We start from the raw sequence: 24,253 nt of genomic DNA on the forward strand, positions 1-24,253 counted from the left end.
GCTCCCTAGCCGGCGTAGGACTCGTCGGACTCGATGACGAAGGCGGGGTCGCACTCGAAGCCCTCGTCGGGGTGCTCGCGCGTGAACTCGCCGTCGGTGATCCGCAGGTAGAGGAAGCAGTCGTTGTGGAGCGCCTCGCCCGGGTTGGTGGGCATGTGGAGCCCGCCGCCGTCCCACTCGGTGATGCCCTCGAGGGCGGTGACGAGGCCGTCGCGGGTGATGTCGTTGCCCAACGAGTCGACCGCGGTGGCGAAGAGCAGGCCGGCGCTGAAGGCCTGGACGCCGAGCGAGGTGATCTTGTCCTCGTCGGCCCCGGTCTCGCCCATCCACTCGGTGTAGAGGCCGAGCGCCGGCGTCTGGTCCGTCTCGCTGAACGGCGTCGTGTTGGTGAGGACGTAGGCGCCGTTGGTGAGCGCCTCGGCGGCGACGGCCCGGTCGTAGTACTGCTGGCCGAGGTCGATGACGTTGAACTCGAGGCCCTGGGTGTTGGCCTCACGGAGCACCGCCAGCATCTCCGACGAGGCGCTGACCATGGTGAAGTAGGTGACGCCGGCGGACTGCATCTCCTCGATGGCCGGGCCGAAGTTGGTCTCGCCGAACGGGACGGGGACGTCGGCGACGAACTCGAAGCCGGCCTCGGCGGTGCAGTTGTCCTTGATCTGCTGAGCGCGGACGCTCGCGGTGGGCAGGTCGGTGTAGACGATGGCCGCCTTGGTGACGTCGTCGGGGAACTGCTCGGCCATCCACAGGCACGGCCCCACGTTGAAGTGCTGGGACTGGGTGGCGGGGATGGGCTGGAAGAACAGCTCGGACTCGGACCGGTTGGAGGTGGCCGAGTAGGCGCCGACCTCGGGCAGCCCGCAGCCGATGCGGGACTCGATGCCCAGCTGGTCCTGCACCGACCCGGTGCCCACCAGGGCGAACAGGTCGTCGGCGCACGCCTGCTTGGTGACGTCGTCGGTGGCCGTGATCATCGAGTCGTAGGTCTCGAGCTCGAGGGTGCGACCGTTGATGCCGCCGGCGGCGTTGCAGAACTCGACGAAGGCCTTGACGGACTCCTCGATGCCGACGGTCGGCAGCGGCACGCTGGGGTTCTCCTTGTCGGAGATCACGCCGATCCGGATGGTGTCCTCGGTGACCCCGGGGGTGTCGGCCGGCAGCTCCCCCTCCGCGGCCTCGGCCGAGCAGGGGTTGTCGATCGTGCCGATGGTGTCGGACTCGGGGGTCGGCACCTCACCGCCGTCGCCGGACCCGTCCTCGCCCCCCTCGTCGCCGCCGCCGCCGTCCTCGGCGCTCAGGCCGTCGTCGCCCCCACCGCCGTCATCGGCGTCGTCGGCGCGCGACCCGCAGGCGCTGGCCCCCAGGAGGAGAAGCAGCGCCACGAGGGCGGCGCCGAGGCGGTGGGTGCTGATCGTGGTCCCCCGGGATCGGTTCATCGGTGTCCTAGCTCTCGAAGCGCTCGTCGGATGTGTGGATGTACGCCGGATCGCAGTCGTAGCCCTCTTCTGGGTGCTCACGGACGAACTCCCCGCCCTCGACCCGCAGGTAGAGGAAGCAGTCGATCGTCTCGTTGGTCCCGGGGCTGCCCACCAGGTTCAGACCCCCGCCGTCCCACTCGGTGATGCCCTGGAGCTCGGTGACGAGACCCTCCCGGGTGACCTCGGCGCCCAGGGCGTCGGTGGCGGTGGCGAAGAGCAGACCGGCGCTGAAGGCCTGGACGCCCAGGGTGCTCTGCACGCCGCCGACCTTGTCCAGGTACTCCTGGTAGAGGCGGAGGGTGGGGTTGGAGTCGGCCTCCGAGAACGGTGCCGTGTTGGACAAGACGTAGGCCCCTTCGGCCACGGGCTCGGTGGCGAAGTTGGCGTCGTAGTACTGCTGGCCGAGGTCGATGACCTCGAGCTCCAGCCCCTGGGTCTCGGCCTCCCGCAGCACGGCGAGCGTCTCGGAGGTGGCGCTCACCATCTGGAACATCTCGACGCCCTGCTCCTGCATCTGCTCGACGATCGGGCCGAAGTTCGTCTCACCGAAGGGGAGGGCCTCCTCGACCACGTACTCGAACCCCGCCTCGGAGGAGCAGCCCTCGACGACCTGCTGGCCGCGCACCGACGCCGCCGGCAGGTCCGTGTAGAGCATCGCCACCTTCTTCACCGCGTCGGGGTGCTGCTCGGCCATCCACAGGCAGGGGCCCACGTTGTAGTCGGTCGGGCTGAGACCGGGGACGCCGGTGAAGAAGTCCTCGGACCCGGCGCGGGCCGAGGTGGCCGAGTAGCCGGCGACCTCGACCAGGCCGCAGCCCTCCCGGGTCTCGATGCCCAGCTGGTCCTGCACCGACCCGGTGCCCACCAGGGCGAACAGGTCGTCGGCGCACGCCTGCTTGGTGACGTCGTCGGTGGCCGTGATCATCGAGTCGTAGGTCTCGAGCTCGAGGGTGCGACCGTTGATGCCGCCGGCCTCGTTGCAGAACTCGACGAAGGCCTTCACCGCCTCCTCGATGCCCACCGTCGGGAGGGGCACGGCCGGGTTCTCACGATCGGAGATCACGCCGATCCGGATGGTGTCCTCGGTGACCCCGGGGGTGTCGGCGGGCAGCTCGCCCTCCGCCGGCTCCCCCGAGCAGGGGTTGGGGATCGTGCCCAGCTCCTCGGACTCGGGGGTGAGGTCGTCGTTGGCGGCCTCCTCCTCCTCGGACCCGCCGCCCTCGCCCTCGGCCTCGAGGTCGTCGCCGCCTCCCCCTCCCCCGTCGTCCGCGTCGTCGACGCGAGACCCGCAGCCGACGGCGGTCAGCGCGAGGAGGAGGGCGAGCAGCAGGGCGACACGGCGCATGGGGGAGGAGCTCCAGATCGGGTCGGTGTCTCGGGTCACACTACATCTGACGGGTCGTCAGATGTGAGGGGTGCGGGTCACGGTGTGGATCACGCCGCGCCCACGATCCGGCCACCCAGTGCGACGAGGTGGGGGCTGGCGGTCCCGAGCGTGTGCTCGGCCGCCTTGGCGGCCCGGAAGAAGCGGTGGAGGGGGTAGTCGGTGTCGACGCCGATCCCTCCGTGGACGTGCTGGGCCCCGTGGACGACGCGCTGGCCGCCCTCGGCGGCCCAGATCTTGGCCACGGCCAGGGCCTCGTCGGCGGGGAGGCCCTCGGCGAGCAGCCAGGCGACGTGGATGCTGGTGAGGCGGATGGCCTCGGTGTCGATGTAGGCGTCGGCGAGGCGGTGGGCCACGGCCTGGAAGGTGGCGATCTTGGTGCCGAACTGCTCGCGCTCGGAGGTGTAGGCGGCGGCCAGGCGCAGGGCGGCCTCGCACGTCCCCGCCTGGCGGGCGCAGATGCCGGCGGTGCCGAGGGAAGCGATCGTACGGACGACCGCGGCCCCGTCGTCGGGAGCGCCGAGGAGCCGACCGGGCGCGTCGCGCAGCACCAGCGTCGAGACGGGCTCGAGGTCGGTGCCGACGTTCCGGGAGGTGCTGACGCCCGCGCTCGTCGGGTCGATCAGGGCCACGACGACCCGGCCCTCGGCATCGGCGGCGGGCACGAGGACGCGCACGGCGACGCCGGACTCGGCCAGGTGGACGCTGGGCACGACGTGCTTGGTGCCACTCAGCAAGACGTGGTCGGGCCGCTCGGCGTCCGGGGTCGCCGTCGTCGCCGGCGTGTCCGGCGGCAGGCTCCCACCGTCCTCCACCAGCGCCGCGGTCAGCACGAGCTCACCCCTGGCCACGGCGGGGAGCACCTTCGCCTTCAGGGCGTCGGACCCGTGCTGGGCGATCGGCAGCGCACCGAGCATCAGGGTCGACCACAGGGGCACGGGGGCGGCGGTGCGGCCGACCTCCTGGCACAGCAGGGCGGCCTCGAGGACGCCGTAGCCACCGCCCCCGTCGGCCTCGGGGAGCACGAGGCCCAGCAGGTCCGCCTCGGCGAGGAGGCGCCAGAGCTCGGGGTCGAAGCGGTCGCCGGCCGCCTCGGCGGCGGCGAGGGCCTCGGGCGAGCAGCGGTCGCCCAGGATGCGGGCGGCGAGCTCGACGATGGCGGTCTGGTCGTCGGTGAGGGTGAAGTCCACGGGTCGGTCCCTTACATCCGGGGCATGCGCGGCATCTGCAGGCCGAACATGGCGATGAGGTCGCGCTGGATCTCGTTGGTGCCGCCGCCGAAGGTGAGGATCAGCGTCCCCTGGTACGAGCGCTCGAGCCGGCCGGCGAGGAGGGCCTCGGGGCTGTCGGCCCGGAGGGTGCCCCGGGCGCCGAGGATCTCCATCAGCAGGCGGTAGGCCTCGATGAACAGCTCGGTGCCGAAGACCTTCGACGAGCTGGCGTCGGCCGGGTTGGGCGACTGGCCGGCGGCGTCGAGGGCGGCGATCTTCCAGTTGATGAGGCGGAGGAAGTCGAGGCCGGCCCGCACCCGGGCCAGGTTGACCTGCACCCACTCCTGGTCGGCGAGGCGGCGGCCGTCGGGCAGGGTCGTCTCCTTGGCCCAGGCGATGGTGTCCTCGTAGATCGACTCGACCATCCCCGGGGGCGACAGCCCGACCCGCTCGTAGTTGAGCTGGTTGGTGATCAGGTGCCAACCCTGGTTGAGCCCGCCGATGATGGCGTCGTCGCCCACCTTCACGTCGTCGTAGAAGGTGTTGAAGGTGCTGGCGTTCACCATCGTCGAGATCTTCGAGTACGAGTACCCGGGGTCCGTCGTGGGGACGGCGAACATGGTGATGCCCCGGTGCTTCGGGGCATCGGGGTCGGTGCGGGCGGCCAGCCAGATGTAGTCGGCGTAGCTGGCCAGCGACGTGTAGATCTTCTGGCCGTTGATGACCCACTGGTCGCCGTCCTTGACCGCCTTGGTGGTCAGGCTGGCCAGGTCGGTGCCGCTGCCGGGCTCGGTGTAGCCGATCGAGAAGTGGAGCTCGCCGGCGAGGATCTTGGGCAGGAAGAACGCCTTCTGCTCCTCGGTGCCGAACTCCATGATCGTCGGGCCGACGGTGTTGACGCTGAGGAACGGCACCGGTGCCCCCGAGCGCCAGGCCTCGTTCATGAAGATGAACTGCTCGACCGGCCCGAAGCCCCGACCCCCGAACTCGGTGGGCCAGCCCACGCCGAGCCAGCCGTCGGCGCCCATCTGCCGCACCGCGGCCAGGCAGGCCGGGTCGCCGGTCTCGCCCGCCGTCGCCGCCGCCGCCACCTCGGGCGTCATGATCGCCGCGAAGTAGGCACGGAGCTCCTTCTGGAGCGCGGTCTGCTCGGGCGTGTAGGCGAGGTGCACGGCCGTCCTCTCCGGGTCGGGACTAGAACACGTTCTAGTTCACCGACGTGTCGCCTGCCACCTGCCCCCGCACCCGACATCTCCCGTGGGGACCTGGCGCACGTCCCCGCACGGGCGCTCGGGACCCCCGGGGAGGCGACGCAAACCCTTGATCTTCCCAGGTCTCGCGTTTCACTCCAGCCGGTTCGGGGTACCCCGTACACATGTTCCCCCTGTGTGACGAGGTCCCGAAGGAGCAGCCACCGCTGCCTCCTCTCGACGCCTCTGCGGTGCTGGGGGTGGTGGCCGGGGACCTTGATGACGCGGCCCTGGCCGAGCGCCTCACGGAGCTCCACCGACTGCGGAACCAGCTCGACGCCGCCCTGGCCGAGACCTCCAGGGTGTTCGACGCTCGGGCCGGGTGGGCGCGGGACGGCGCCCGCAACGGTCCGACCTGGGTGACCGCCCGCACGGGCACCAGCCACGGCCGGGCCAAGGGCGACATCGTCCACGGCCGGGCCCTGTGCGAGATGCCGGTGGTCGCCGCCGCCCACGCCGAGGGCCGTCTCTCCCGCGAGCAGGTCGACGCCCTGGTCCGAGCCCGTACGGGGCTGGAGCCCATGTTCGCGTCGGTCGAAGCGATCCTGGCCGACGAGGTCGCCCGCACCACCCTCGCCGGCGGCCAGCGGTTCCTGCGCCGCTGGGTCGCCGAGGTCCGCGACCGGCTGGGCCTCGACGACGGCGACGGCTCCGCCCCCACCGACCCCTCCGGTGTCCACCTCTCGCCGACGTTCGAGGGCCGCTGGCGCCTCGACGGCAACCTCACGACCGAGCAGGGCGAGATCTTGGCCGGCGCCATCGAGGGCCAGGTCGACGACATGTTCCGCACCGGCACCTTCACCGGCGACGACGGCCTCTCCCCTGCCGAGCGCCGGGCCATCGCCCTGGTCGAGCTGGTCACCCGAGGCACGCGCAGCACCGGGGACGACGGTTGCGCTCGCCCCCTCGTCCTCGGCGTGCTCGACCTGCGCCCCGATCCGGATCGACCCGCCGAGCTCGACCCGACCCTGTCGAGCCTGCCCATCGGCCTCGCCGGCCGTCCTCCCGGGGTGACCGTGGGGATGGCCGAGGCAGAGTGGGCCGGGGTGATCCCCCGGGAGACCGTCGAGCGGTGGCTGTGCGAGGGCACCTTCCAGGCCGTGGTCATCGGCCCCGACGGCGAGCTGAACATGGGCCGCAAGGTGCGCACCGCCACCCGGGCCCAGCGCCGCGCCCTCCGGCTGCGCGACGGCCACTGCGTGTTCCCCGGCTGCTCGGCCGGACCGCACCAGTGCCAGGCCTACCACATCATCTGGTGGGAGCACGACGGCCCGACCGATCTCGACAACCTGGTCCTGCTCTGTCGGTACCACCACCAGGCGGTGCACGACCGGGGCTTCACCATCACCCGCGACGACGGCATCGTCGAGGTCCGCCGCCCCGATGGCAGCCCGGTCACCTCGGTCCGATGTCCCCGGGCCGACGCCCGACGGGGCCGGCCCCCACCCCGGGCCCGCGAACCCATCGACCAGCCCGATCCCACCGAGGTGATGGAGACCCGCGCCATCCGCCGCCGGGTCGACGCCCTGATCGCCGAGGTCCAGGGGCCCAGCCCCGCTCGTCCCTGAATCGAACGAGGGGGCGCCGGACCCCGGCGCACTTCGTCAGGGGAGGCGGGAGACGGTGTCGTCGACGGCGCGCCGGAGGGCGCCGCCGAAGAGCGGTCGGGCGCAGACGACGTGGCCGTCGCGCACCTTGTGCATGGTGGCGGTCGGGATCTTGAGGGCGAGGCGCGCCTGGTCGATCGGCGCCACCGCCTTGTCCTCGGTGGTGACGAGGACCGTGGTCGGCACGTCGATGTCGCCGATCCACCGCGACGAGTCGTAGGTGCCGATGGACGCAGCCGCCTCGGCGACCAGGCGCCAGTCGTGACGGCGCATCTCGGCCCGGGCCCACCGGCGGAAGCTGTCCGGCCGACCCCGGTCGCCGGCGGGCATCTGGCGCTGGACCCAGCCGACCGGGAGGCGGGTGACGACGTCGCCCAGCCGGGTGGTCCCGGCCACGGCCCCCATCGCCGTGACGAAGACCAGCTGCTCGCGCCGACCGGGCAGGAACCGGTCGCTCGTGGCGCACATGACCAGGCCGGCGACGTGGTCGCGGTGGCGCTTCCAGAGGAGCTGGGCGATCGGTCCGCCCATCGAGTAGCCGACGACGATCGCCGGGTCGACGCCCTCGACCTCCATCAGGGCGGCGACGTCGTCGGCGCAGTCGGCGAGGGTGAAGCGCTTGCGGGTGCGCAGGCCGCGGGCGTGGCCCCGGTGGTCGATGGCGAGGACCCGGTAGCGCCGGCCCAGGGCTCCGAAGGTCTGGAACCAGTTGAGCCCGCCCGACGCCGTGAGCCCGTGCAGCAGCACGACGGTGCGCGCTCCCGGCGGCCCCGGCACCTCGCGGACGAACGTCGTGCCCCGCCCCGGCAGCTCGATGCGCCGCCCCAGCGGCAGGTCGGGCAGCAGCAGGGCGGCCTCGGCCTCCGCCTCGGCGGCGTCGGCCTCCGTCTCGGTCTCGGTCCCGGGCTCGGAGATCACCGCCATCGGCCCAGCCTAGGGACACCTGACACCCCGTCAGGTCATCGTCCCCGCCCGTCCCGCCCACCCCGCCCCTCCCGAACTCGGTGGCAGATGTCGGATCTCCGTCCCACATCTGCCACCGAGTTCAGGGGTGGGGGGAGCGTCCGGCTTCGCTGTCGCACCCCAGCGGTACAAGAGGGCCATGGATCGTGACACGCGACGCCGCCTCCTCCAGATGAGCGAGCAGAACCACGGGCTCCTGGGCCGCCGCGAGGCGCTGGCGGCCGGGGTGTCGGCCGAGGCGTGGCGCAACCTCACCAACCGGGGCGACTGGGTCGCCCTGTCGCCCCGTGTGGTCCGACGCTCCGGGGCGCCGCGGACCCCGATCCAACGAGCGCTCGCCGGGGTCCTCGACGTCGGCCCCCCTGCGTTCGTGACGGAGACCTCGTCGGCCGCCATGTGGGGCGTCCCCGGCCACCGGATCGAACCGGTGCGCGTGATGGTCCTCCGCGGCGTCAACGAGACCGCGACGGACCTGGCGATCATCCATCGACCCACCCACCTCCCCGACCCGTTCGCGGCGGTCATCGATGGGGTGCCGGTGGTGCGACCGTCGCTGATGGTCCTGCAGCTCGCGGCCCGGATGCCCCCCGAGCGACTCAAGGCCGTCGTCGACCGGCTCTGGTCCCGGCGCCTCCTCTCCGGACCATCGCTGCGACGAGAGCTGGAGCCCGTCCTCGGCCGGGGTCGAGCCGGGTCGGCCGCCATCCGTCAGCTGCTCGCCAGCTTCCCCGAGGGCTACGTGCCCCCGGCCAGCGGGCTCGAGTCCCGGTTCGCGTCCCTCGTCGCCCACGCCGACCTGGGCCGCTTCCGGCGCCAGGTCGATCTCGGCGACGACGAGTCCTGGTCCGGCCGCGTCGACTTCGTCGCCGAGGCGTGGCCGCTGGTCGTCGAGGTGCAGAGCGAGCTGTACCACGCCTCCCTGACGGACCAGGATGCCGACGATCGGCGCCGCCGACGCCTGCGGGCCGCCGGGTTCACCGTCGTCGAGGTGTGGGATACCGAGGTCTGGCACCGCCCCGCCGCCGTCGTCGAGCGGGTGCGTCGGGCCCTCTGGCAGCTGCGGGCTGCGGCCTGAGCTCCACCCCGTCGAACTCAGTGGCAGATGTGGGATCGCCGTCCCACATCTGCCACCGAGCTCGGCTGCGGGGCGGGTGGGGTGGGCCGGTCAGGGGGTGGGGGCCACGGCGGTGCGGGCGGCGCTGGCCGCCCAGCGGTAGTCGGCCTTGCCGGCCGGGGTGCGCTGGACCCGGTCGACGACGACGAGGTGCTTGGGCAGCTTGTAGCCGGCCAGGTGGGTCCGGGCGTGGTCGCGGAGATCGTCGAGGGTCGGCGGCTCGACGCCCTCGGCGGGCTGGACCACGGCGGTCACCGCGCTCCCCCAGCGCTCGTCGTCGACGCCCACCACGAGCACGTCGGCCACCGCCGGGTGGCCGTGGAGCACGCCCTCGACCTCCTCCGGGTAGACCTTCTCGCCCCCGGTGTTGATGCACTGGGAGCCCCGGCCGAGCAGGCGGACGGTGCCGTCGGCGTCGACGGTGCACATGTCGCCCGACAGGACCCAGCGCACGCCGTCGACCTCGACGAAGGTCTCGGCCGTCTTGGCCGGGTCCCCGTCGTAGCCGATCGGGATGCGGCCCGAGGTCGCCAGCCGACCCACCTCGCCCGAGCCCGGCTCGACCGGCTGGAGCGACGCGTCGAGCACGGTCGTCGTGGGCCCCACCGTGAACGAGGCCACGCCGCCGGCCGACGCCGCCCCCGACTCGCCCTCGCCCGGCTGGGTGCGGGCCGCGCCCTGCACGCCGGACTCCGACGAGCCCATGCCGTCGGTGATGACGCAGCCGGGGAAGGCGGCGACGAGCCGGGCGCGGACCGACGACGACAGCGGGGCGGCGCCGTTGCCGATGGCGTAGAGCGAGGACACGTCCCAGCGGTCGGGGTGGGCGTCGCGGGCGTCGAGCAGCGGCTTGGCCACGGCGTCGCCGACGACGGTGAGGACGTTGACCCCCTCGCGGGCCACGAGGTCCCACGCCGCCTCGGCGTCGAAGCTGCCGGGGACGAGGACGACGGTGCCCCCGCCGAAGAACCACATGAACGACGTCCACTGCGCCGCCGCGTGCATCAGCGGGGCGATGGGCATGTAGACGAGCTTCTCGACGAAGCGGTCGCCCATCTCGGCCAGGTCGGTGATCGGGCCCGACAGGCGCATCGGGTCGCCGCCGCCGAGGCAGGCGTAGAACGCATCCTCGTGCCGCCACAGCACGCCCTTGGGCAGCCCCGTGGTGCCGCCGGTGAACATCAGGTAGTGGTCGTCGCCCGAGCGGCCCTCGGTGACGACCGGCCCGTCGGGGGCGGCGTCCAGGGCGTCGGCGTAGGGCACCGCCCCGGCGACGTCGGCCTCGGCCGGCGGCGAGCCGTCGATGTCGTCGACCGCGAGCACCGCCCTCATCGAGCCGACCACGTCGGGCACGCCGGCGACGGCGTCGGCCAGCGAGCGGTGGTAGACGAGGGCGGCGGCGCGCGACGTCTCCAGCACGTACCGCAGCTCGCCGGCGACGTACCGGAAGTTGACGTTCACCGGGATCGCCCGCAGCTTGAAGGCGGCGATCATCACCTCGAGGTACTCGGGTGCGTTGCGGAGGTCGATCGCCACCCGGTCCCCGGGCCCGATGCCGGCGGCGCGGAGGTGGTGGGCGATGCGGTCCGCCCGGGCGTCGAGCTCGCCGTAGGTGCGCCGTTCCGGGCCGACCACGAGGGCGAGCCGGTCGGGCCCGCGGGCCGCGGCCCACTCCCAGATGTCGGCCAGGTTGAACGAAGCGGGTGCGTCAGCCATCGGGGCGGCAGTGAAGCAGGTCACGGGCCGGTGCGTGTGACGGCGAGCACGTCAGACGACGTCGAGGCCGTCGACGACCCCGGGGACGGTGCCGCCGACGCGGGCCGCGTAGGCCTGCCGGTACCGGGTCGTGGAGTGGGTCTCGTCGGTGTCGAAGCGGGGGATCACCTCGGTCCCGAACAGCTCCATCGAGGCCAGGACCGTCTCGGTCGGCAGGGTGTTGGTGGTGGGGCTGAAGGTCAGCTGGTCGAAGCCCAGGTCGACCCACCGCTGGATGCTCCGGGCGCAGTCGTCGGGGTCGCCGATGGCGACGTAGCCCTCCTTCGACAGGTACTCGACCTGCTCGGGGGTGGGCTCGGGGATCTTGTTCGGCCACTCGGGGAGGTCCTTGGGCCGGGGCACGTTGTCGAGCCAGTGGTACGCCAGGCTCGAGTAGTAGTTCATGCCCATGTTCGAGGCGACCTCGAAGGCCTTGGTGCGGTCCTCCATGCACAGCATGTTGGTGACGCCCATGATGTTGTCGTTGACGTAGTCGCCGACGGGCGTGGCCCCGCCGATGGCGCCCTTGTAGCTCGTGATCAGCGGCTCCATCTGCGACGGCTTGCCCAGCGCGAAGCAGAACGCGCCGAGCCCCATCTCGCCGGCCTCGGTGAACGTGCCGGGGCTGCCGGCGGCGACCCACATGCCGGGGTGCCCGGTGCCGTGCGGGCACGGGAAGATCTTCCGCTCCGGGACCGAGAAGTGCTCGCCCTCGTAGCTGTAGACCTCGTCCTTCCACATCTTCGGGATCTCGCGGATCGTCTCCCGCCACATGCTCTTGGTGTCGTCGACGCTCGGGATGCCGAAGCCGAGCACCTCCGTCGACGACGAGCCGCGGCCGGTCCCGAACTCGAAGCGGTTGTTGGTCAGGTGGTCGAGCAGGGCGACGTTCTCGGCCACCCGCACCGGCTTGTTGACCGGCGGGGTGATGTTGAAGATGGCCGAGCCGAGGTGGACCCGCTCGGTCTGCGCCGCGCAGAAGGCGAGGAAGGCCTCGGGCCCGGGCATGTGCGAGTACTCGTCGAGGAAGTGGTGCTGCGGGCACCACACGTACTTGAAGGCGTAGGCGTCGGCGGCCTTGGCGATCTCGACGTTGCGGAAGATGCGCCGGTGCTCGGCGTGCGGGTCGCGATCCCGCTCGAACTGGGGCACGAACAGCTGGGCGAAGACTCCGAACTCCATGGCCGAAAACTAGAACACGTTCTCATTTTCTGTCCACCTGCCGACGAGCCCCTAGTTTCTGACGGGTCGTCAGATCTCTCGGGACCGGAGGAGCGCACATGTCGGAGCAGGATCGGGTCGGGCCCCTGGCCGGGGTGCGGATCGTCGAGTGCTCGATGCTCGGCCCCGGCGCCATCACCACGCACCTGGCGGACCTGGGGGCGACGGTCATCAAGGTCGAGCCGCCGACCGGCGACTACATCCGCCGGATGACCTGGCCCATCGTCGAGGGCACGTCGCTCATGCACCTCCACATCAGCCGGGGGAAGCGGTCGATCACCCTCGACCTGCGCACCGAGGAGGGCAGGGCCGTCTTCCTCGACCTGGTCCGCGACGCCGACGCGGTGGTGGAGGCCATGCGCCCGGGCGGGCTCGAGCGGCGCGGCCTCGGCTACGAGGCGCTGAAGGAGATCAACCCCGCGATCGTCTTCTGCACCATCTCCGGCTACGGCGCGACCGGTCCCTACGCCACCATGCCCAGCCACGGGATCGCCTACGACGTGTGGGCCGGGCTGGTGAAGCCGGAGACCACCGAGGAGGGCTTCTGCTTCATCCCCGAGCACCCCTCGGTGGGCATCCACGCCGGCCCGCTGTTCGGGGCCCTCGGGATCCTCGCCGGGATCACCAAGGCCCGGGCCACGGGCGAGGGCTGCCAGCTCGAGATCGCCCAGAGCGACGCCGCCGCAGCCATGGACTGGCTCCGCAGCGAGACCTACAAGGCCTACGAGCGCCCCGAGAGCGAGGTCACCGGCAACGAGGCCGACGGGTTCGAGCGCCGGGCACCCGGCACGGCGGGCATGAAGGACGGCGTCCGCTACCAGTTCTACGAGACCTCCGACGGCCACATCCTCTTCATGTCCTCCGAGCGCGAGTTCTGGAAGAACTTCTGCGACGGCATCGGCCGGCCCGAGCTGTTCGAGCAGCACCCCGGATCGCAGTACGCCGACCACGCCCGGGGCAACGAGGAGCTGCGGGTCATCCTGCGCGATGTCTTCCGGGAGCGCACCACGGCCGAGTGGGTCCGCTTCGGCGACGAGCACAACACCCCGATCGCCCCGGTCAACACGCCCCAGACCATCGCCGACGACCCGCAGTTCCAGGACCGCCTGCCGTGGATCCCCAAGGAGCTGGTCGGCGCCGACCAGGTCCCCAGCCCGCTCAAGTTCCTCGACGCACCGATCCCGGAGCCGACCAAGGCGCCGACGGTCGGCCAGCACACCGACGAGATCCTCACCGACGTCCTCGGCTACGACGCCGACCGCATCGCCCGGCTCCGGGCCGACGGCGCCCTGGGCTGAGGACCCGGCGCCAGCGCCTCCCTCAGCCTGACGCGCACCCCTCGACGGGGCGGGCCTCGATGGGGCCGAAGGTGGTCCCGTCGGCGGCCTCCAGTCCGTCGACGCGGAACCCGGTGGCGCAGCCGCCGGGTTCGCGCTCGACCGCGACGCGGCCCTGGACGCCGGGGGACGTGGCCGCCGCCGCCCCGGCGCGGCAGAGGCCCGACGTCAGGTCCTCACCGTGGAGCACGACCACGTCCACCTCCTCGCTGGGGAGGATGGCCTCGTCCACGTCGGCCTCGGCGCCGACCGTGACGGCGATCGACCCGGCGTCGTCGGCCGCCCACAGGCGATCGTCGTCGCACCGGCCCGAGGCGGTCAGCTCGGCGGCGACGGGGCTCGGCACCAGCGCCCCCAGCGACTCGACGTCCCCGTCGGCCCCCGGGTCACCCTCGGCGCACCCGGCGAGCAGCAGGACCAACGCCACGGCTGTCGCCCGCGTCCGGGCGGAGCCGGTCGATGCGGTCACGTCCCGGGGTGGAAGGGACTGCCGGGGCCGGGGACCATGAGCTCCTCGCGCCACGCCGTGCACCACTGGCGGCGGGACTCGGCGAAGCCGGGCAGGACGGCGGGACCGTCCACGCCGGCCTCGAGCATGGCCGTGTGGGCGTCGAGGCTGGCGGCCCAGACCGTCACCACCTCGACATCGGTCATCAGCACCTCGAAGGCCCCCACCAGGTGCACCCCGACCTCGGCCGCGGCCGGCGCCCAGCGGTCGACCACGGCCGCGAGGTAGTCCGAGCCGGCGCCGGGCTGGACCCGGGTCAGCTCGTGGACGGCGACCTCACCCCGGACGCCGCTCGCCGCCGCCTCCATCGGGTCGGGGGCGCCCGGCGCCGACACCAGCAGGCGGTCGAACCCACCGGTCCGGCTCTTGTAGGCCTCGTCCCACCAGCCCGCCAGCTCGGTGTTGCCGGCCTTGGCCAGGTTGGTGCGCCGGGTCAGCCGGGTCCACCCCTCCCACCCGTCGACCACGTCCCACAGGTTCACCACCTGGGGCCACCGCCCCGTGGTGCCCACCACCTCCCACGTCCCGGCCAGGGCCAGGCCCCGGTCGGCCACCGTGCCGGGGTCGAAGCCGACGACGTGGGCCATGTACGGCGCCGCCCCCCGACCGACGACGTCGACGACCTCGTGCAGGTACAGGCGGCGCTCCACGGTCCCGAGGCTGCCAGACCAGACCCCGGGGCGGGCGCCGCACGAGCCGCCGCCGCACGACGGATCGCCTCCGAGGCGATCCGTGCGCTCAGCCCATGAGGGCGACGGCGGCCTCGATGCGGTCGCCGATGACGTCGAGGCTCGACGCCCAGAAGGCCTCGTCGCGGATGTCGATCCCGAAGCGGGCTGCCAGCGGGGCAGCGTCTCCGAGGCCGGTGGCGCCGAGGAGGTCGTCGTAGCCGCCGCGGAAGCGCTCGGGGTCGCGCCGGAACTCGGCGTAGAGCCCGAGCCCGAAGAGCAGGCCGAAGGTGTAGGGCCAGTTGTAGAAGGCGGTGTAGTAGTGGCCCTTCACCGCCCACATGTGCGGGTGGCGGTGGTCGGGGTCGACGCCGTCGAGGTAGGCCGCGTCCTGGGCCTCGGCCATGAGGGCGGTCATGCGGGCCGGGCCCACCGCCCCCCGGGCCCGCTCGGCCGACAGGGCCTGCTCGAACAGGAAGCGGCTGTGGATGTCGACGACCACCTGGGCCGAGCCCACGAGGTCGCCGTCGAGGATCGCCAGGCGGGCGGCGACGTCGTCGCCGACGGCGGCCAGGCCGGCCTCGACCATCACCGTCTCGCAGAAGATCGACGCCGTCTCGGCCAGCGCCATGGGCGTCGCCCGCAGCAGCCAGGGCCGATGGCCCAGCTGGGTGTTGTGGTAGGCGTGGCCGAGCTCGTGGGCGAGGGTCTGGACGCTGTTGAACGACCCGTCGAAGCTGAGCAGGACCCGGCTCTCCTCGTCCCGCACCGGCATGCAGAAGGCGCCGCCGACCTTCCCCGGCCGGGGCTCGGCGTCGATCCACCCCTCCCCCACGGCGCGGTGCAGCAGGGAGACGAGACCGGGCGAGTAGGTGCCGAAGGCATGCTCGACCGCAGCCACGGCCTCGTCCCAGGTGAAGCGGCGCGGGGTGCCCAGCGGGGCGAGGAGGTCCCACCACGGCAACCCCCGGTCGCCGTGGCCGAGCGACGCGCCCTTGGCCCGGTGGTAGCGGGCGAAGGTCGGGAGCGACGCCCGCACCGCGGCGGTGAGGGCGTCGAGCGTGGCCCGGTCGACGTTGTTGGTGGCCAGGGACACCTCCAGCGGGCCCTCCCACCCCCGCCGGCGGTCGAGGGCGACCATCTCGCCCCGGTGCGACGCCAGGGCCAGCGCCAGCGGCATCTCGACCGAGCGCCACGCCGCCACCTCCCCGTCGAAGGCGGCCCGGCGCACCGCCCCGTCGGGGTGGGCGGCGAGACCCCGGGCCTCGGTGACGGGCATGTCGGTCGGTCCCTCGTCCGGCAGGTCGACGGTGGCCGTGAGCGTGGCGGTCATCTCGCCGTGGAGCCGGGCCCAGGACCGGCCGCCGGTGAGGCCCAGCTCGGCCGCCAGCCCCTCCTCGGCCTCGCTCATCTGGTGCGACGCCAGACGGGCCGCCCGCTCGAGCCAGAAGGCGTGGTCCCGGGCCACGGGGCCGGTCGCGGCCAGGGCGTCGGCACCGAGGCGGGCCACCCAGCCCTCGACCCGCTTGATCAGCGGGCTCAGCGAGGCCGTGCTCGCCTGGAGCTCGACCGACAGGCGGGCGGCCTCGTCGTCGCGGGCGTCGGTCGTGGTGTGGGCGTAGAGGTAGGCGCCGACGAGGCGGGAGCGCGCCATGAGCTCGTCGAGGGCGGTGAGGACGAGCTCCACCGTCTCCCCGTCCTCGGCGCTGACGGCGCGGGGCTCGCCGGCCCGCACGTCCCGCTCGTCGCACAGGGCCTGGAACCGGCCCACCGAGGAGGCGACCTCCTCGAGGGCGCCGAGCAGGTCCCGGTCGTCGAGCCCCCGGAAGTAGGGGCTGAGGTCCCAGCGGGGCAGGGCGGGGGCGGGCTCGACCGTCGTCATCCCGCCAGTCTGCCGGTCCCGCCCGGCGGCCCGACCCTGCGGCCCGACGGTGTGTGCCTGGCCCACACCGTGGGGTCCGGCACCGCGTCAGCCGGTGAAGGTGGCCGGGGCGGTGACCGGGACGGCGGGCCCGGCGGTGGGTGGCCCGTCGGGCGGCGGCGGGCCGGCGGGCGCGACCCGGGCCGGCACCTGGCCGGTGTGGGCGGTGGTGATAGCCGAGTCGGGCACCGTCGCGTCGGCGACGACCTTGTACTCGTAGCGCATCGAGTCGGCGGTGAGGTCGACGACGGTGTAGCCCCGCTGGCGGACGTTGGCGTACTCGATGTAGGGGATCGACCCGACGATCTCGTCGGCCACGTCGGCCAGCTCGTCGGGGATCGACGCCGCCGAGGACACCGAGGTGCCGACCAGCTCGGTGCCGATCCGCTCGGTCGCCACGTCCTCGAGCTCGTGGTGCAGGCGGGCCACGCCGCCCACGTGGATGTCACCGGTGAGGATCACCGGGTTCAGCCGCTGGCGCAGGAGCTCCCACACCCGCTGGCGGTCCTGGGGGTAGCCGTCCCACTGGTCGGTGTTGTAGCCACCGGCGATCGGCAGGGGCACGAAGACCGTCTGCTGGCCGACCACGTCCCACACCGCCGGCGACGACGCCAGGCTGTCGGCCAGCCACCGGCGCTGGTCCGCCCCGAGCATCGTCCGGTCCTCGCCGGTGCGGGCCGGGCAGTCGGCCAGGCCCAGCGGGTTGGCCTCGGCCTCGACCTGGCACGGGGCCGGGTCCCGGTACTGGCGGCCGTCGAGCATGTGGAAGCGGGCCAGGTCACCCCAGTCGAACCCGCGGTAGATCTGGAGGTCGGGGCCGGTCGGGACGGGCAGGCGCACGGGCAGGTGCTCGAACCAGGCCCGGTACCCGGCCTGGCGCCGGGCCCGGATCTGCGCCGTCGTCTGGCCGCCCTGGCCGACCTCGTCGGCGTAGTTGTTGTCGACCTCGTGGTCGTCCCACACGACGATGACCGGGGCGGCGTGGTGGGCGGCCTGGAGGTCCGGGTCGCTCTTGTAGATCGCGTAGCGGTTCCGGTAGTCGTCCAGCGTGACGGCCTCGATCGTCGCCTCGGGGCGGACGGGCCCGGAGGCGGCGTTCTCGTAGATGTAGTCGCCGAGGTGGAACCAGAGGTCGACGCCCTCCTCCGACAGCCCCCGCAGGGCGGTGTAGTAGCCCGACGCGTACTTCTGGCACGACACGAAGCCGAAGCGGAGGGCGCCCGTCCCCGACGCCGGCAGGGTGCGGCCCCGGCCGACGGGGCTGCTCCACCCCTCGACGTGGAACTGCACGAACCACTCCCGGTCGGGGGCCAGGCCGGTGACGTCGACGTGGACGGTGTGGGCCAGCTCGGCCACGGCGGCGACGGTGCCGGACGCCGCGACGTCGCTCATGGCGGCATCGCGGGCGACGACCCACTCGACCGGCACGTCATCGGGCGGCATGCCCCCGCCGTTGGTGGGGTCGGGGGCCAGCCGGGTCCAGGCGATGAACCCCGACGAGGTCGGGTCGCCGGTCGCCACGCCGAGGGTGAACGGGTCGACCGGCAGCGGTGCCGCCCCGGCGGGCAGGGGGGCGAGCAGCGAGCGCAGCCGCACCGCGGCCACCGTCGCGGCGGCACCGACGAGAAGGGATCGACGACCGATGGGCTCCACGGCCGGTCATCGTGCCACGCCACCGGCCCCCGCGACCGGGTCGCGATCGCATCGGGTGCGCCGACGTGACACGGTGGCTCGGATGCGTCGCCCCTCTCGCGCCGAGGTGCTCCGTCGGTGGAGCCTGGCCGCCGCCCTCCTGCTGGTGGTGGCCGTGCTGGCCTGGGGCCTGGTGGGGCGCGACGACCCCGAGCCCGAGGCGGCAACGGCGACGACCTCGACCGACGCCGTCGCCGCGACCACGACGACGGCGGTGTCGTCGACGGCGCCGCCGACCACCCGGTCGACCGGGGTGTTCCTCCCCGACACCGGCCCGCCGGGGCCGGTGGTGGGCGGGGGCCCGCTGCGCACCTACCGGGTCGAGGTGGAGCAGGGCGCGGGCATCCCGGTCGAGGAGTTCGCCGGCTCGGTCGAGCGGATCCTGTCCGACCCGCGGGGCTGGACCTCGGCCGACGGCATCTCGCTCCAACGCCTGCCCGGTCCGGAGGCCGAGATGACCGTGACCCTGGCGACGCCGGCCACGGTCGACCTCCTCTGCTACCCGCTCCGGACCGACGGCGACGTCTCGTGCGCCAAGGAGGGTCGGGCCATCATCAACGTCCGGCGGTGGATCGAGGGGGCGGCCCCGTCGGGCCTGGACCTGGGCCGCTACCGGGAGTACCTCATCAGCCACGAGCTGGGCCACGTCCTCGGCCACCACCACGAGCCCTGCCCCGGGCCCGGGGCGCTGGCGCCGGTGATGCTCCAGCAGACCCTCGGGATCGCCCCCTGCGCGCCCAACCCCTGGCCCGCCCCCGACGTCCAGGCCGGCTGAGACCTCGGTACGACCGAAAACAGGAACGCGTTCTAGCATCGGGGCGTGGACCTGACGCTGACCGACGAGCAGGAGATGATCCGGGACGGGGTGGCCAGGCTGCTGGCCAAGCTGTCCGGACCGGAGCAGGTCCGGGCGGCCGAGGCCGAGGGCCACGACCCCGCCCTCTGGGACGCCTTGGTCGCCATGGGCATCCCGGCCATGACCCTGCCCGAGGCCGTCGGCGGTGGGGGCTCGACCCTCGCCGACCTCGGCGTCGCCCTCGAGGAGTGCGGCGCCGCCCTCGCCACCGTGCCCCTCGTCGAGGTCGCCGTCGCCGGTCGGGCCCTCGCAAGCCTGGGCCAGGAGCAGCGGGCCACCGCCGTGGCCGAGGGCGCCATCGCCGTGGTGTCCCCCCGCCCCGGGGGCACGCTCGTCCCCGGCGCCGGCGTCGCCACCTCCGCCCTCGTCCTCGACGGCGACAGCCTGGTCGCCGCCGACGCCAGCCGCGAGGTCGGCGCCGACCCCTGGTCGGTGCCCGCGGCCATGAGCCCGGTGGCGGCGGCCGACGTCCCCGCCGACGCCTGGCGGGTCGTGCTGGCCAGCGGAGAGGAGGCCCTCGCCGCCCACGCCCGCATCGCCGACGAGTGGCGGGCCCTCACCGCCGCCGTGCTGGTCGGCGTGGCCCAGCGGGCCCTCGACATCGGGGTCGCCTACGCCACCGAGCGCACGCAGTTCGGCGTCCCCATCGGGTCGTTCCAGGCCCTCCAGCACCAGCTGGCCGACGTGGCCACCGATCTCGAGGGCGCCCGGCTCGTCGCCCGCAAGGCCCTGTGGGCCCTCGACGGCGGCGAACCCGAGGCCGCGGCCTACCCGGCGATGGCCTTCGCCCTCGCGTCCCGCGCTGCGCAGCGCGCCACCGCCGTCTCCCTGCACGTCCACGGCGGCTACGGGTTCATGGAGGAGTACGACGTCCAGCTGTACTTCCGCCGGGCCAAGACGGTGAGGTTGCTGGTGGGTGACCCGCGCGACGACCTCCTCCACGTGGCCGACCGCTGCTTCGGCCCCGTCGGGGCGCCCCTGGCCGACGTCGACTCGGTCGTCCTCGGGCCGCTGGCCCCGGAGCGCCGCCCCGAGCGCGCCCGCCGCGACGGCCTCGAGTTCCGCCTGCCCGACGAGGTGGAGACGTTCCGGGCCGACGCCCGGGCGTTCCTCGCCCAGAACGTCACCGACGCGGTGATCGAGCGGGCCCACACCACCGGCACGATCCACGACTGGGGGCTCCACCGGGCCATGGCCGCCGACGGCTGGATCTCCGCCGGCTGGCCCGAGGAGTGGGGCGGCCAGGGCCGCTCCCCCCTCGAGATGAACGCCCTCACCGAGGAGATGTACCTGTCGGGGGCGCCGGTCGACGGCATCGGCGTGGCCAACCTGGTCGCCCACACCCTGATGCACGAGGGGACCGACTGGCAGAAGGGCGAGATCATCCCCAAGGTGCTCGCCGGGGAGGTGCTGACCTGCCTCGGCTACAGCGAGCCCGACGCCGGCAGCGACGTCGCCGCCTGCGCCACCAGGGCGGTGCGCGACGGCGACGAGTGGGTCGTCAACGGGCAGAAGATGTTCACCACCCTGGCCCACGAGAGCCAGTACGTGTTCCTGCTCACCCGCACCAACACCGAGGTGGCCAAGCACAAGGGCCTCACCATGTTCCTGGTGCCGATGGACACCCCGGGCATCAGCGTCACCCCGGTCCACACCATGGGCGGCGAGCGGACCAACATCACCTGGTACGACGACGTGCGGGTGGACGATCGGTGGCGGGTGGGCGACGTCGACGGCGGGTGGAAGGTGATGATGACCGCCCTCGTCTTCGAGCGGAACTCGGCCTGGTACGGCGAGGCCGTCCGCCTGCTGGCCCACGGACTGCGCTGGGCGCGGGAGTCCGGCCGCATCGACGAGCCGTCGGTCCGCGAGCGCCTGGCGTCGGCCGCGATGGGCAACGAGGTGGCCAACCTCCTGGGGTGGAAGGCGGCGTGGCTGGCCTCCACCGGCGCCCTGCCCGGCGTCGAGGGCACCATGGCCAAGCTGGCCACGACCGAGCACTACCAGCGGGCCGCCGACGACATGATCGACATGCTGGGCGCCGACGGCATCCGCCGCCGCGACGAGACGGGCGGGGCCGGCGCCCCGGCCGACGGGTGGATCGAGGCCACCTTCCGCCACTGCCAGGTGACCACGATCTACGGCGGCACGTCCGAGGTCCTGCGCGGCATCATCGCCGAGCGGGGCCTGGGCCTCCCCCGCGGCGGCCGCTAGGCGGCGCGCCCGGATCGTCTCCGAGGTGATCCGGGCACGGTGGTCAGTCCGCGTCGTCCGGTGCCCCCGGCGTGCTCGCCGCCAGCTCCTCGAGGGCGAGGGCGGCGGCGATGAGGTGGGCGCCGTGGGTCTGGTGCCAGGCGACCAGCTCGTGCCCCCCGGCCCTGTCGCCGGCGGCGACGAGGTCGTCGAGCCACCCCCGCAGGCGCTCGGCCGCACCGGCGAGGTCGGGGAGGTCGGGGATCGGCACCACGGCGCCATCCCACCTCGGGCGGCGCACCGTGCGCATCGGGGAGACCCCGTGCCCGGCGCCCTCAGCCCGCCGCCGGGCGCAGCCACGGGTCGTCGACGGCACGGGCGGCCAGGCCCCGGCGGCCCCGCACCTGCAGCTTGCGGTAGACCGCCGACAGGTGGGCCTCGACGGTGCGCTCGCTCAGGAAGACCGCCCCGCCGATCTCCCGGTTGGACGCACCACCCGCCGCCAGCCGGGCGATCCGGAGCTCCTGGGGGGTCAGGTCCTCGTGGCCCGGCCCGGCCTCACCCGGGGCGGCCCCGCCGGCGGCGACGAGCTCGGCCACCGCCCGACGGGCCCACGGCCCGGCGCCGACCTGGGCCAGCACCTCGGCCGCCGCCTCGAGGTGCGTGCGGGCCTCGGCCTTCCGGCGGCGCCGGCGGGCCCACTCCCCCCAGCACAGCTGGGTGCGGGCCCAGCCCAGGCGGTCGCCCTGGTCCTCCGACGCCTGGCACGACGATGCGAACAGCACGGTGGCCTCGTCGTCGTCCCCCACGACGAGCGCCCGGACGCGAGCGAAGCGGGTCGGGGCCAGGGGCTCGAGGCCGGCGGCGGCGAGGGCGTCGAGGAGGCGGCGAGCGTCGGCCGGCCGGCGGGCCCGGACGAGGGCCTCCACGTGCTCGGGCTCCCAGCGGCTGAGGTTCCGGCCCACCCCGACCCGGTCGGCGAGCCGCTCGTACACCGCCACCGCCTCGTCGGCGGCCCCCTCGGCCATGAGGAGCGACGCCTCGCCGACGAGGGCGACGGTGACGTCCGACGGCAGGTCCGATCCCCGCAGCACCTCCTGGGCCCGCCCGAGCGCCGCCCGATCACCGGCGGCGGCGGCGGCGACGCACAGGCCGTGGGCGGCGACGGTGGCCAGCCGGGGCGTGCCCAGCTCGGCCGCCAGCTCGATGGCCTCGTCGGCGGCCAGGACAGCGGCGACCTGGTCCCGGCCGTGGTGGTGGAGCTGGAGGGCGCTGAGCACCAGGGCCAGCGGGACCAGGGCCGCCGCCTCGCGCAGGGCCGCCTCGACCTCGCGCAGCAGGGCCAGGACCTCGCCGCCCCGGGCCCGGTAGCTGAGCATGGGCGCCATCACCGACCCGATGAGCGTCCCGGCCGCGGCCACCCCCTCGGCCGCCAGCACCTGGCGGGCGAGGGCGACCGCCGGGGCGGCGTCACCGGTGATGAGGCTGTCCAGAGCGGCAGCGATGGCAGCCGCCCGCAGCTGCACGTCGGGGGCGCTGCGCTCGGCAACGGCGGCCAGGTCGGCCACCGCGGCCAGGGTGCCCTCTGTGTCGATCGTCCGGACCAGGGCGCCGAGGGCCTCGAGCAGCGCCCGGGCCGCCTCGTCGGGCATGTCGTCCTCGATCTCGTGGGCCAGCGCGGTCAGCGCCTCCGCCGCCTCGGCGTCGCGCCCGGCGACGATCAGGGCCCGGCCCCGCATCCGGGCCAGCCGCGCCGCCACCGCAGCGCGGGCCTCCGACGGACCGTCGTCCCGACCGATCAGGGCCTCGGCCTCGTCGAGCAGCCGGTCGGCGTGCGCCGTGGACCCGAGGTCGAGGCGGGCCTCGGCGGCGCGGACGCGACGGGCCGCGGCGGGCAGGGGCAGCCCCGACAGGGCGGCGGCGCGCTCGAGCTCGGTCGCCGCCGCCGTCAGCGCGCCCGCGCGCCACAGCTCCTCGGCCGCGCCCTCCAGGCCGATCGCCACCTCCTCGTCGGGTGCGTCGGCGGCGAGGGCCCGGTGGACGGCGCGGGCGACGGCGTCGGGGGCGTGCCGGGCGAGGGCGGCGTGGGCCCGGCGCCGGTCGGGATCGGGGGCCGCCTCGAGGACGGCGGCGCGCAGGGTCGGGTGGGCGAAGGCGACGGTGCCTGCGGTCCGGTCCCGGGCGACGATCTGGGCCTCCTCGGCCCGGGTGAGCGCATCCGACGTGGCGCCCACCTCGGCGAGGACGGCCTCGACCACGCCGAGGTCGGGCCGGGCCGCGGTCGCCACGACCAGCAGCGCCGTCCGGCTCTCGGCGTCGAGGGCGGCCACCCGCTGTCGCGCCCCGGCGGCGAGCGTCGCCGGGAGGGGCAGCACCTCCGGGGGTGGGACGGTGCCGGCCCGCACCGCGGGGTCGAGCTGGCGGACGGCCTCGACGAGCAGCATCGGGTTCGTCCCCAGGTCGGCCAGGACCCGGGTGCGGAGGGCGGGCCCGACCCCCTCGTGGCGGAGCAGCTCCTCGGCCGACGCCCGGTCGAGGTCGACGATGGTCCGCTGGGGCAGGTCACCGGCGACGCGGCTGGCGGCCAGGAGGCCGATCGGGTCGTCGGCGATGCGACGGGCGACGTAGCCCAGGACCCGGCGGGTCTCGTCGTCGAGCCAGTGCAGGTCGTCGACGACCAGGAGCAGGGGCCGCGCCGCGCCGGCGGCGGCGGTGAGGACGTCGAGGGTCGCCACCGCGACGGCCCGGAGGTCCACCGGCCCGCCGTCGTCCTCGATCAGGAGGATCCGCTCCAGCGCCGCCCGGCGGGGGGCGGCCAGCCCGGCGAGGGCGCCCTCGTCGACCAGCGGCTCCAACAGGCTGGCCAGCCCGGCCCAGGCGAGGTCGGTCTCGGCCTCGACCGCGGTGGCCCGCACCACGGTGATGCCGTCGGCCCGGGCGGCGGCGGCGTCGAGCAGCACCGACTTGCCCACGCCCGGCCGCCCCACCAGGGCCAACGCCCGCCCCTGGCCGGATCGCACGTCGTCGAGGAGGGCGGTGACGGAGGCCAGGTCGTACTTCCGCCCGACCAGCATGGGCGATGACACTAGGGCCAC

Annotated in this window: 18 protein-coding genes; 5 read left to right on the forward strand and 13 right to left on the reverse strand. The window is 74.1% G+C overall.

Annotation, left to right across the window (positions count from 1 at the left end; translation table 11 throughout):
* Positions 1–5: 5 nt before the first annotated feature.
* The 4 genes from HC251_RS17925 to HC251_RS17940 form a co-directional block, all read right to left on the reverse strand.
* Positions 6–1,436 (reverse strand): ABC transporter substrate-binding protein, encoded by a 1,431-nt coding sequence (locus HC251_RS17925; RefSeq protein ID WP_219941977.1) that lies wholly within the window; start codon positions 1,434–1,436, stop codon positions 6–8.
* 7 nt (positions 1,437–1,443) lie between these two features.
* On the reverse strand, positions 1,444–2,823 hold the full coding sequence (locus HC251_RS17930) for an ABC transporter substrate-binding protein (protein WP_219941978.1): 1,380 nt from the start codon (positions 2,821–2,823) through the stop codon (positions 1,444–1,446).
* Positions 2,824–2,912: 89 nt separating this feature from the next.
* Positions 2,913–4,052, reverse strand: coding sequence for an acyl-CoA dehydrogenase family protein (locus HC251_RS17935; RefSeq protein WP_219941979.1), 1,140 nt, complete (start codon positions 4,050–4,052; stop codon positions 2,913–2,915).
* Between the two features lie 11 nt (positions 4,053–4,063).
* Positions 4,064–5,245: an acyl-CoA dehydrogenase family protein gene (locus tag HC251_RS17940; protein ID WP_219941980.1), complete on the reverse strand. Its 1,182-nt coding sequence runs from the start codon at positions 5,243–5,245 to the stop codon at positions 4,064–4,066.
* 203 nt (positions 5,246–5,448) lie between these two features.
* Between HC251_RS17940 and HC251_RS17945 the strand changes: the two genes are divergently transcribed.
* Positions 5,449–6,891, forward strand: a complete 1,443-nt coding sequence (locus HC251_RS17945; RefSeq protein ID WP_219941981.1) for an HNH endonuclease signature motif containing protein — start codon at positions 5,449–5,451, stop codon at positions 6,889–6,891.
* Positions 6,892–6,927: 36 nt separating this feature from the next.
* On the opposite strand, the gene HC251_RS17950 is transcribed toward HC251_RS17945, so the two are convergent.
* Complete coding sequence (locus HC251_RS17950) at positions 6,928–7,854, reverse strand: alpha/beta fold hydrolase (protein ID WP_219941982.1); 927 nt, start codon at positions 7,852–7,854, stop codon at positions 6,928–6,930.
* Positions 7,855–8,032: 178 nt separating this feature from the next.
* Between HC251_RS17950 and HC251_RS17955 the strand changes: the two genes are divergently transcribed.
* Complete coding sequence (locus HC251_RS17955) at positions 8,033–8,968, forward strand: DUF559 domain-containing protein (RefSeq protein WP_219941983.1); 936 nt, start codon at positions 8,033–8,035, stop codon at positions 8,966–8,968.
* Positions 8,969–9,058: 90 nt separating this feature from the next.
* On the opposite strand, the gene HC251_RS17960 is transcribed toward HC251_RS17955, so the two are convergent.
* Both HC251_RS17960 and HC251_RS17965 read right to left on the reverse strand, forming a co-directional pair.
* Entirely contained in the window at positions 9,059–10,723 is a 1,665-nt protein-coding gene (locus HC251_RS17960; protein WP_219941984.1) for an acyl-CoA synthetase, read from the reverse strand.
* A 51-nt stretch (positions 10,724–10,774) separates the two neighbouring features.
* A complete protein-coding gene (locus HC251_RS17965; RefSeq protein WP_219941985.1) occupies positions 10,775–11,944 on the reverse strand; it encodes an LLM class flavin-dependent oxidoreductase in 1,170 nt (389 codons plus the stop codon).
* A 98-nt stretch (positions 11,945–12,042) separates the two neighbouring features.
* Between HC251_RS17965 and HC251_RS17970 the strand changes: the two genes are divergently transcribed.
* Positions 12,043–13,281: a CaiB/BaiF CoA-transferase family protein gene (locus HC251_RS17970; RefSeq protein WP_219941986.1), complete on the forward strand. Its 1,239-nt coding sequence runs from the start codon at positions 12,043–12,045 to the stop codon at positions 13,279–13,281.
* A gap of 22 nt (positions 13,282–13,303) precedes the next feature.
* On the opposite strand, the gene HC251_RS17975 is transcribed toward HC251_RS17970, so the two are convergent.
* The 4 genes from HC251_RS17975 to HC251_RS17990 form a co-directional block, all read right to left on the reverse strand.
* The gene (locus HC251_RS17975) at positions 13,304–13,789 is read right to left on the reverse strand and encodes a hypothetical protein (protein WP_219941987.1); all 486 of its coding nucleotides are present in this window, start codon (positions 13,787–13,789) and stop codon (positions 13,304–13,306) included.
* Entirely contained in the window at positions 13,786–14,478 is a 693-nt protein-coding gene (locus HC251_RS17980) for a hypothetical protein (protein ID WP_219941988.1), read from the reverse strand. Before HC251_RS17980 ends, HC251_RS17975 begins: the two co-directional genes overlap by 4 nt.
* Positions 14,479–14,566: 88 nt before the next feature.
* Positions 14,567–16,378, reverse strand: coding sequence for a M3 family oligoendopeptidase (locus HC251_RS17985; RefSeq protein ID WP_219941989.1), 1,812 nt, complete (start codon positions 16,376–16,378; stop codon positions 14,567–14,569).
* An 87-nt stretch (positions 16,379–16,465) separates the two neighbouring features.
* On the reverse strand, positions 16,466–18,070 hold the full coding sequence (locus HC251_RS17990) for an alkaline phosphatase (protein ID WP_219941990.1): 1,605 nt from the start codon (positions 18,068–18,070) through the stop codon (positions 16,466–16,468).
* An 82-nt stretch (positions 18,071–18,152) separates the two neighbouring features.
* Here HC251_RS17990 and HC251_RS17995 point away from each other — a divergent pair, with 82 nt between their 5' ends.
* Both HC251_RS17995 and HC251_RS18000 read left to right on the forward strand, forming a co-directional pair.
* Positions 18,153–18,884 carry a DUF3152 domain-containing protein gene (locus tag HC251_RS17995; RefSeq protein WP_219941991.1) on the forward strand — a complete coding sequence of 244 codons (732 nt, stop codon included), beginning with the start codon at positions 18,153–18,155 and terminating at the stop codon, positions 18,882–18,884.
* A 45-nt stretch (positions 18,885–18,929) separates the two neighbouring features.
* Positions 18,930–21,179 (forward strand): acyl-CoA dehydrogenase, encoded by a 2,250-nt coding sequence (locus tag HC251_RS18000; RefSeq protein WP_219941992.1) that lies wholly within the window; start codon positions 18,930–18,932, stop codon positions 21,177–21,179.
* Between the two features lie 43 nt (positions 21,180–21,222).
* On the opposite strand, the gene HC251_RS18005 is transcribed toward HC251_RS18000, so the two are convergent.
* A complete protein-coding gene (locus HC251_RS18005) occupies positions 21,223–21,432 on the reverse strand; it encodes a hypothetical protein (protein WP_219941993.1) in 210 nt (69 codons plus the stop codon).
* A 61-nt stretch (positions 21,433–21,493) separates the two neighbouring features.
* A complete protein-coding gene (locus HC251_RS18010; protein WP_219941994.1) occupies positions 21,494–24,232 on the reverse strand; it encodes an AAA family ATPase in 2,739 nt (912 codons plus the stop codon).
* Positions 24,233–24,253: the final 21 nt, after the last annotated feature.

This window comes from Iamia sp. SCSIO 61187 (genome assembly GCF_019443745.1).
Taxonomy (GTDB): domain Bacteria; phylum Actinomycetota; class Acidimicrobiia; order Acidimicrobiales; family Iamiaceae; genus Iamia.

Bases quoted from the DNA above. Each gene is read 5' to 3' on its own strand.
- HC251_RS17925 (WP_219941977.1), bottom strand. From the start codon at position 1,436: ATGAACCGATCCCGGGGGACCACGATCAGCACCCACCGCCTCGGCGCC.
- HC251_RS17930 (WP_219941978.1), bottom strand. From the start codon at position 2,823: ATGCGCCGTGTCGCCCTGCTGCTCGCCCTCCTCCTCGCGCTGACCGCC.
- HC251_RS17945 (WP_219941981.1), top strand. From the start codon at position 5,449: ATGTTCCCCCTGTGTGACGAGGTCCCGAAGGAGCAGCCACCGCTGCCT.
- HC251_RS17950 (WP_219941982.1), bottom strand. From the start codon at position 7,854: ATGGCGGTGATCTCCGAGCCCGGGACCGAGACCGAGACGGAGGCCGAC.
- HC251_RS17955 (WP_219941983.1), top strand. From the start codon at position 8,033: ATGGATCGTGACACGCGACGCCGCCTCCTCCAGATGAGCGAGCAGAAC.
- HC251_RS17960 (WP_219941984.1), bottom strand. From the start codon at position 10,723: ATGGCTGACGCACCCGCTTCGTTCAACCTGGCCGACATCTGGGAGTGG.
- HC251_RS17965 (WP_219941985.1), bottom strand. From the start codon at position 11,944: ATGGAGTTCGGAGTCTTCGCCCAGCTGTTCGTGCCCCAGTTCGAGCGG.
- HC251_RS17970 (WP_219941986.1), top strand. From the start codon at position 12,043: ATGTCGGAGCAGGATCGGGTCGGGCCCCTGGCCGGGGTGCGGATCGTC.
- HC251_RS17985 (WP_219941989.1), bottom strand. From the start codon at position 16,378: ATGACGACGGTCGAGCCCGCCCCCGCCCTGCCCCGCTGGGACCTCAGC.
- HC251_RS17995 (WP_219941991.1), top strand. From the start codon at position 18,153: ATGCGTCGCCCCTCTCGCGCCGAGGTGCTCCGTCGGTGGAGCCTGGCC.
- HC251_RS18010 (WP_219941994.1), bottom strand. From the start codon at position 24,232: ATGCTGGTCGGGCGGAAGTACGACCTGGCCTCCGTCACCGCCCTCCTC.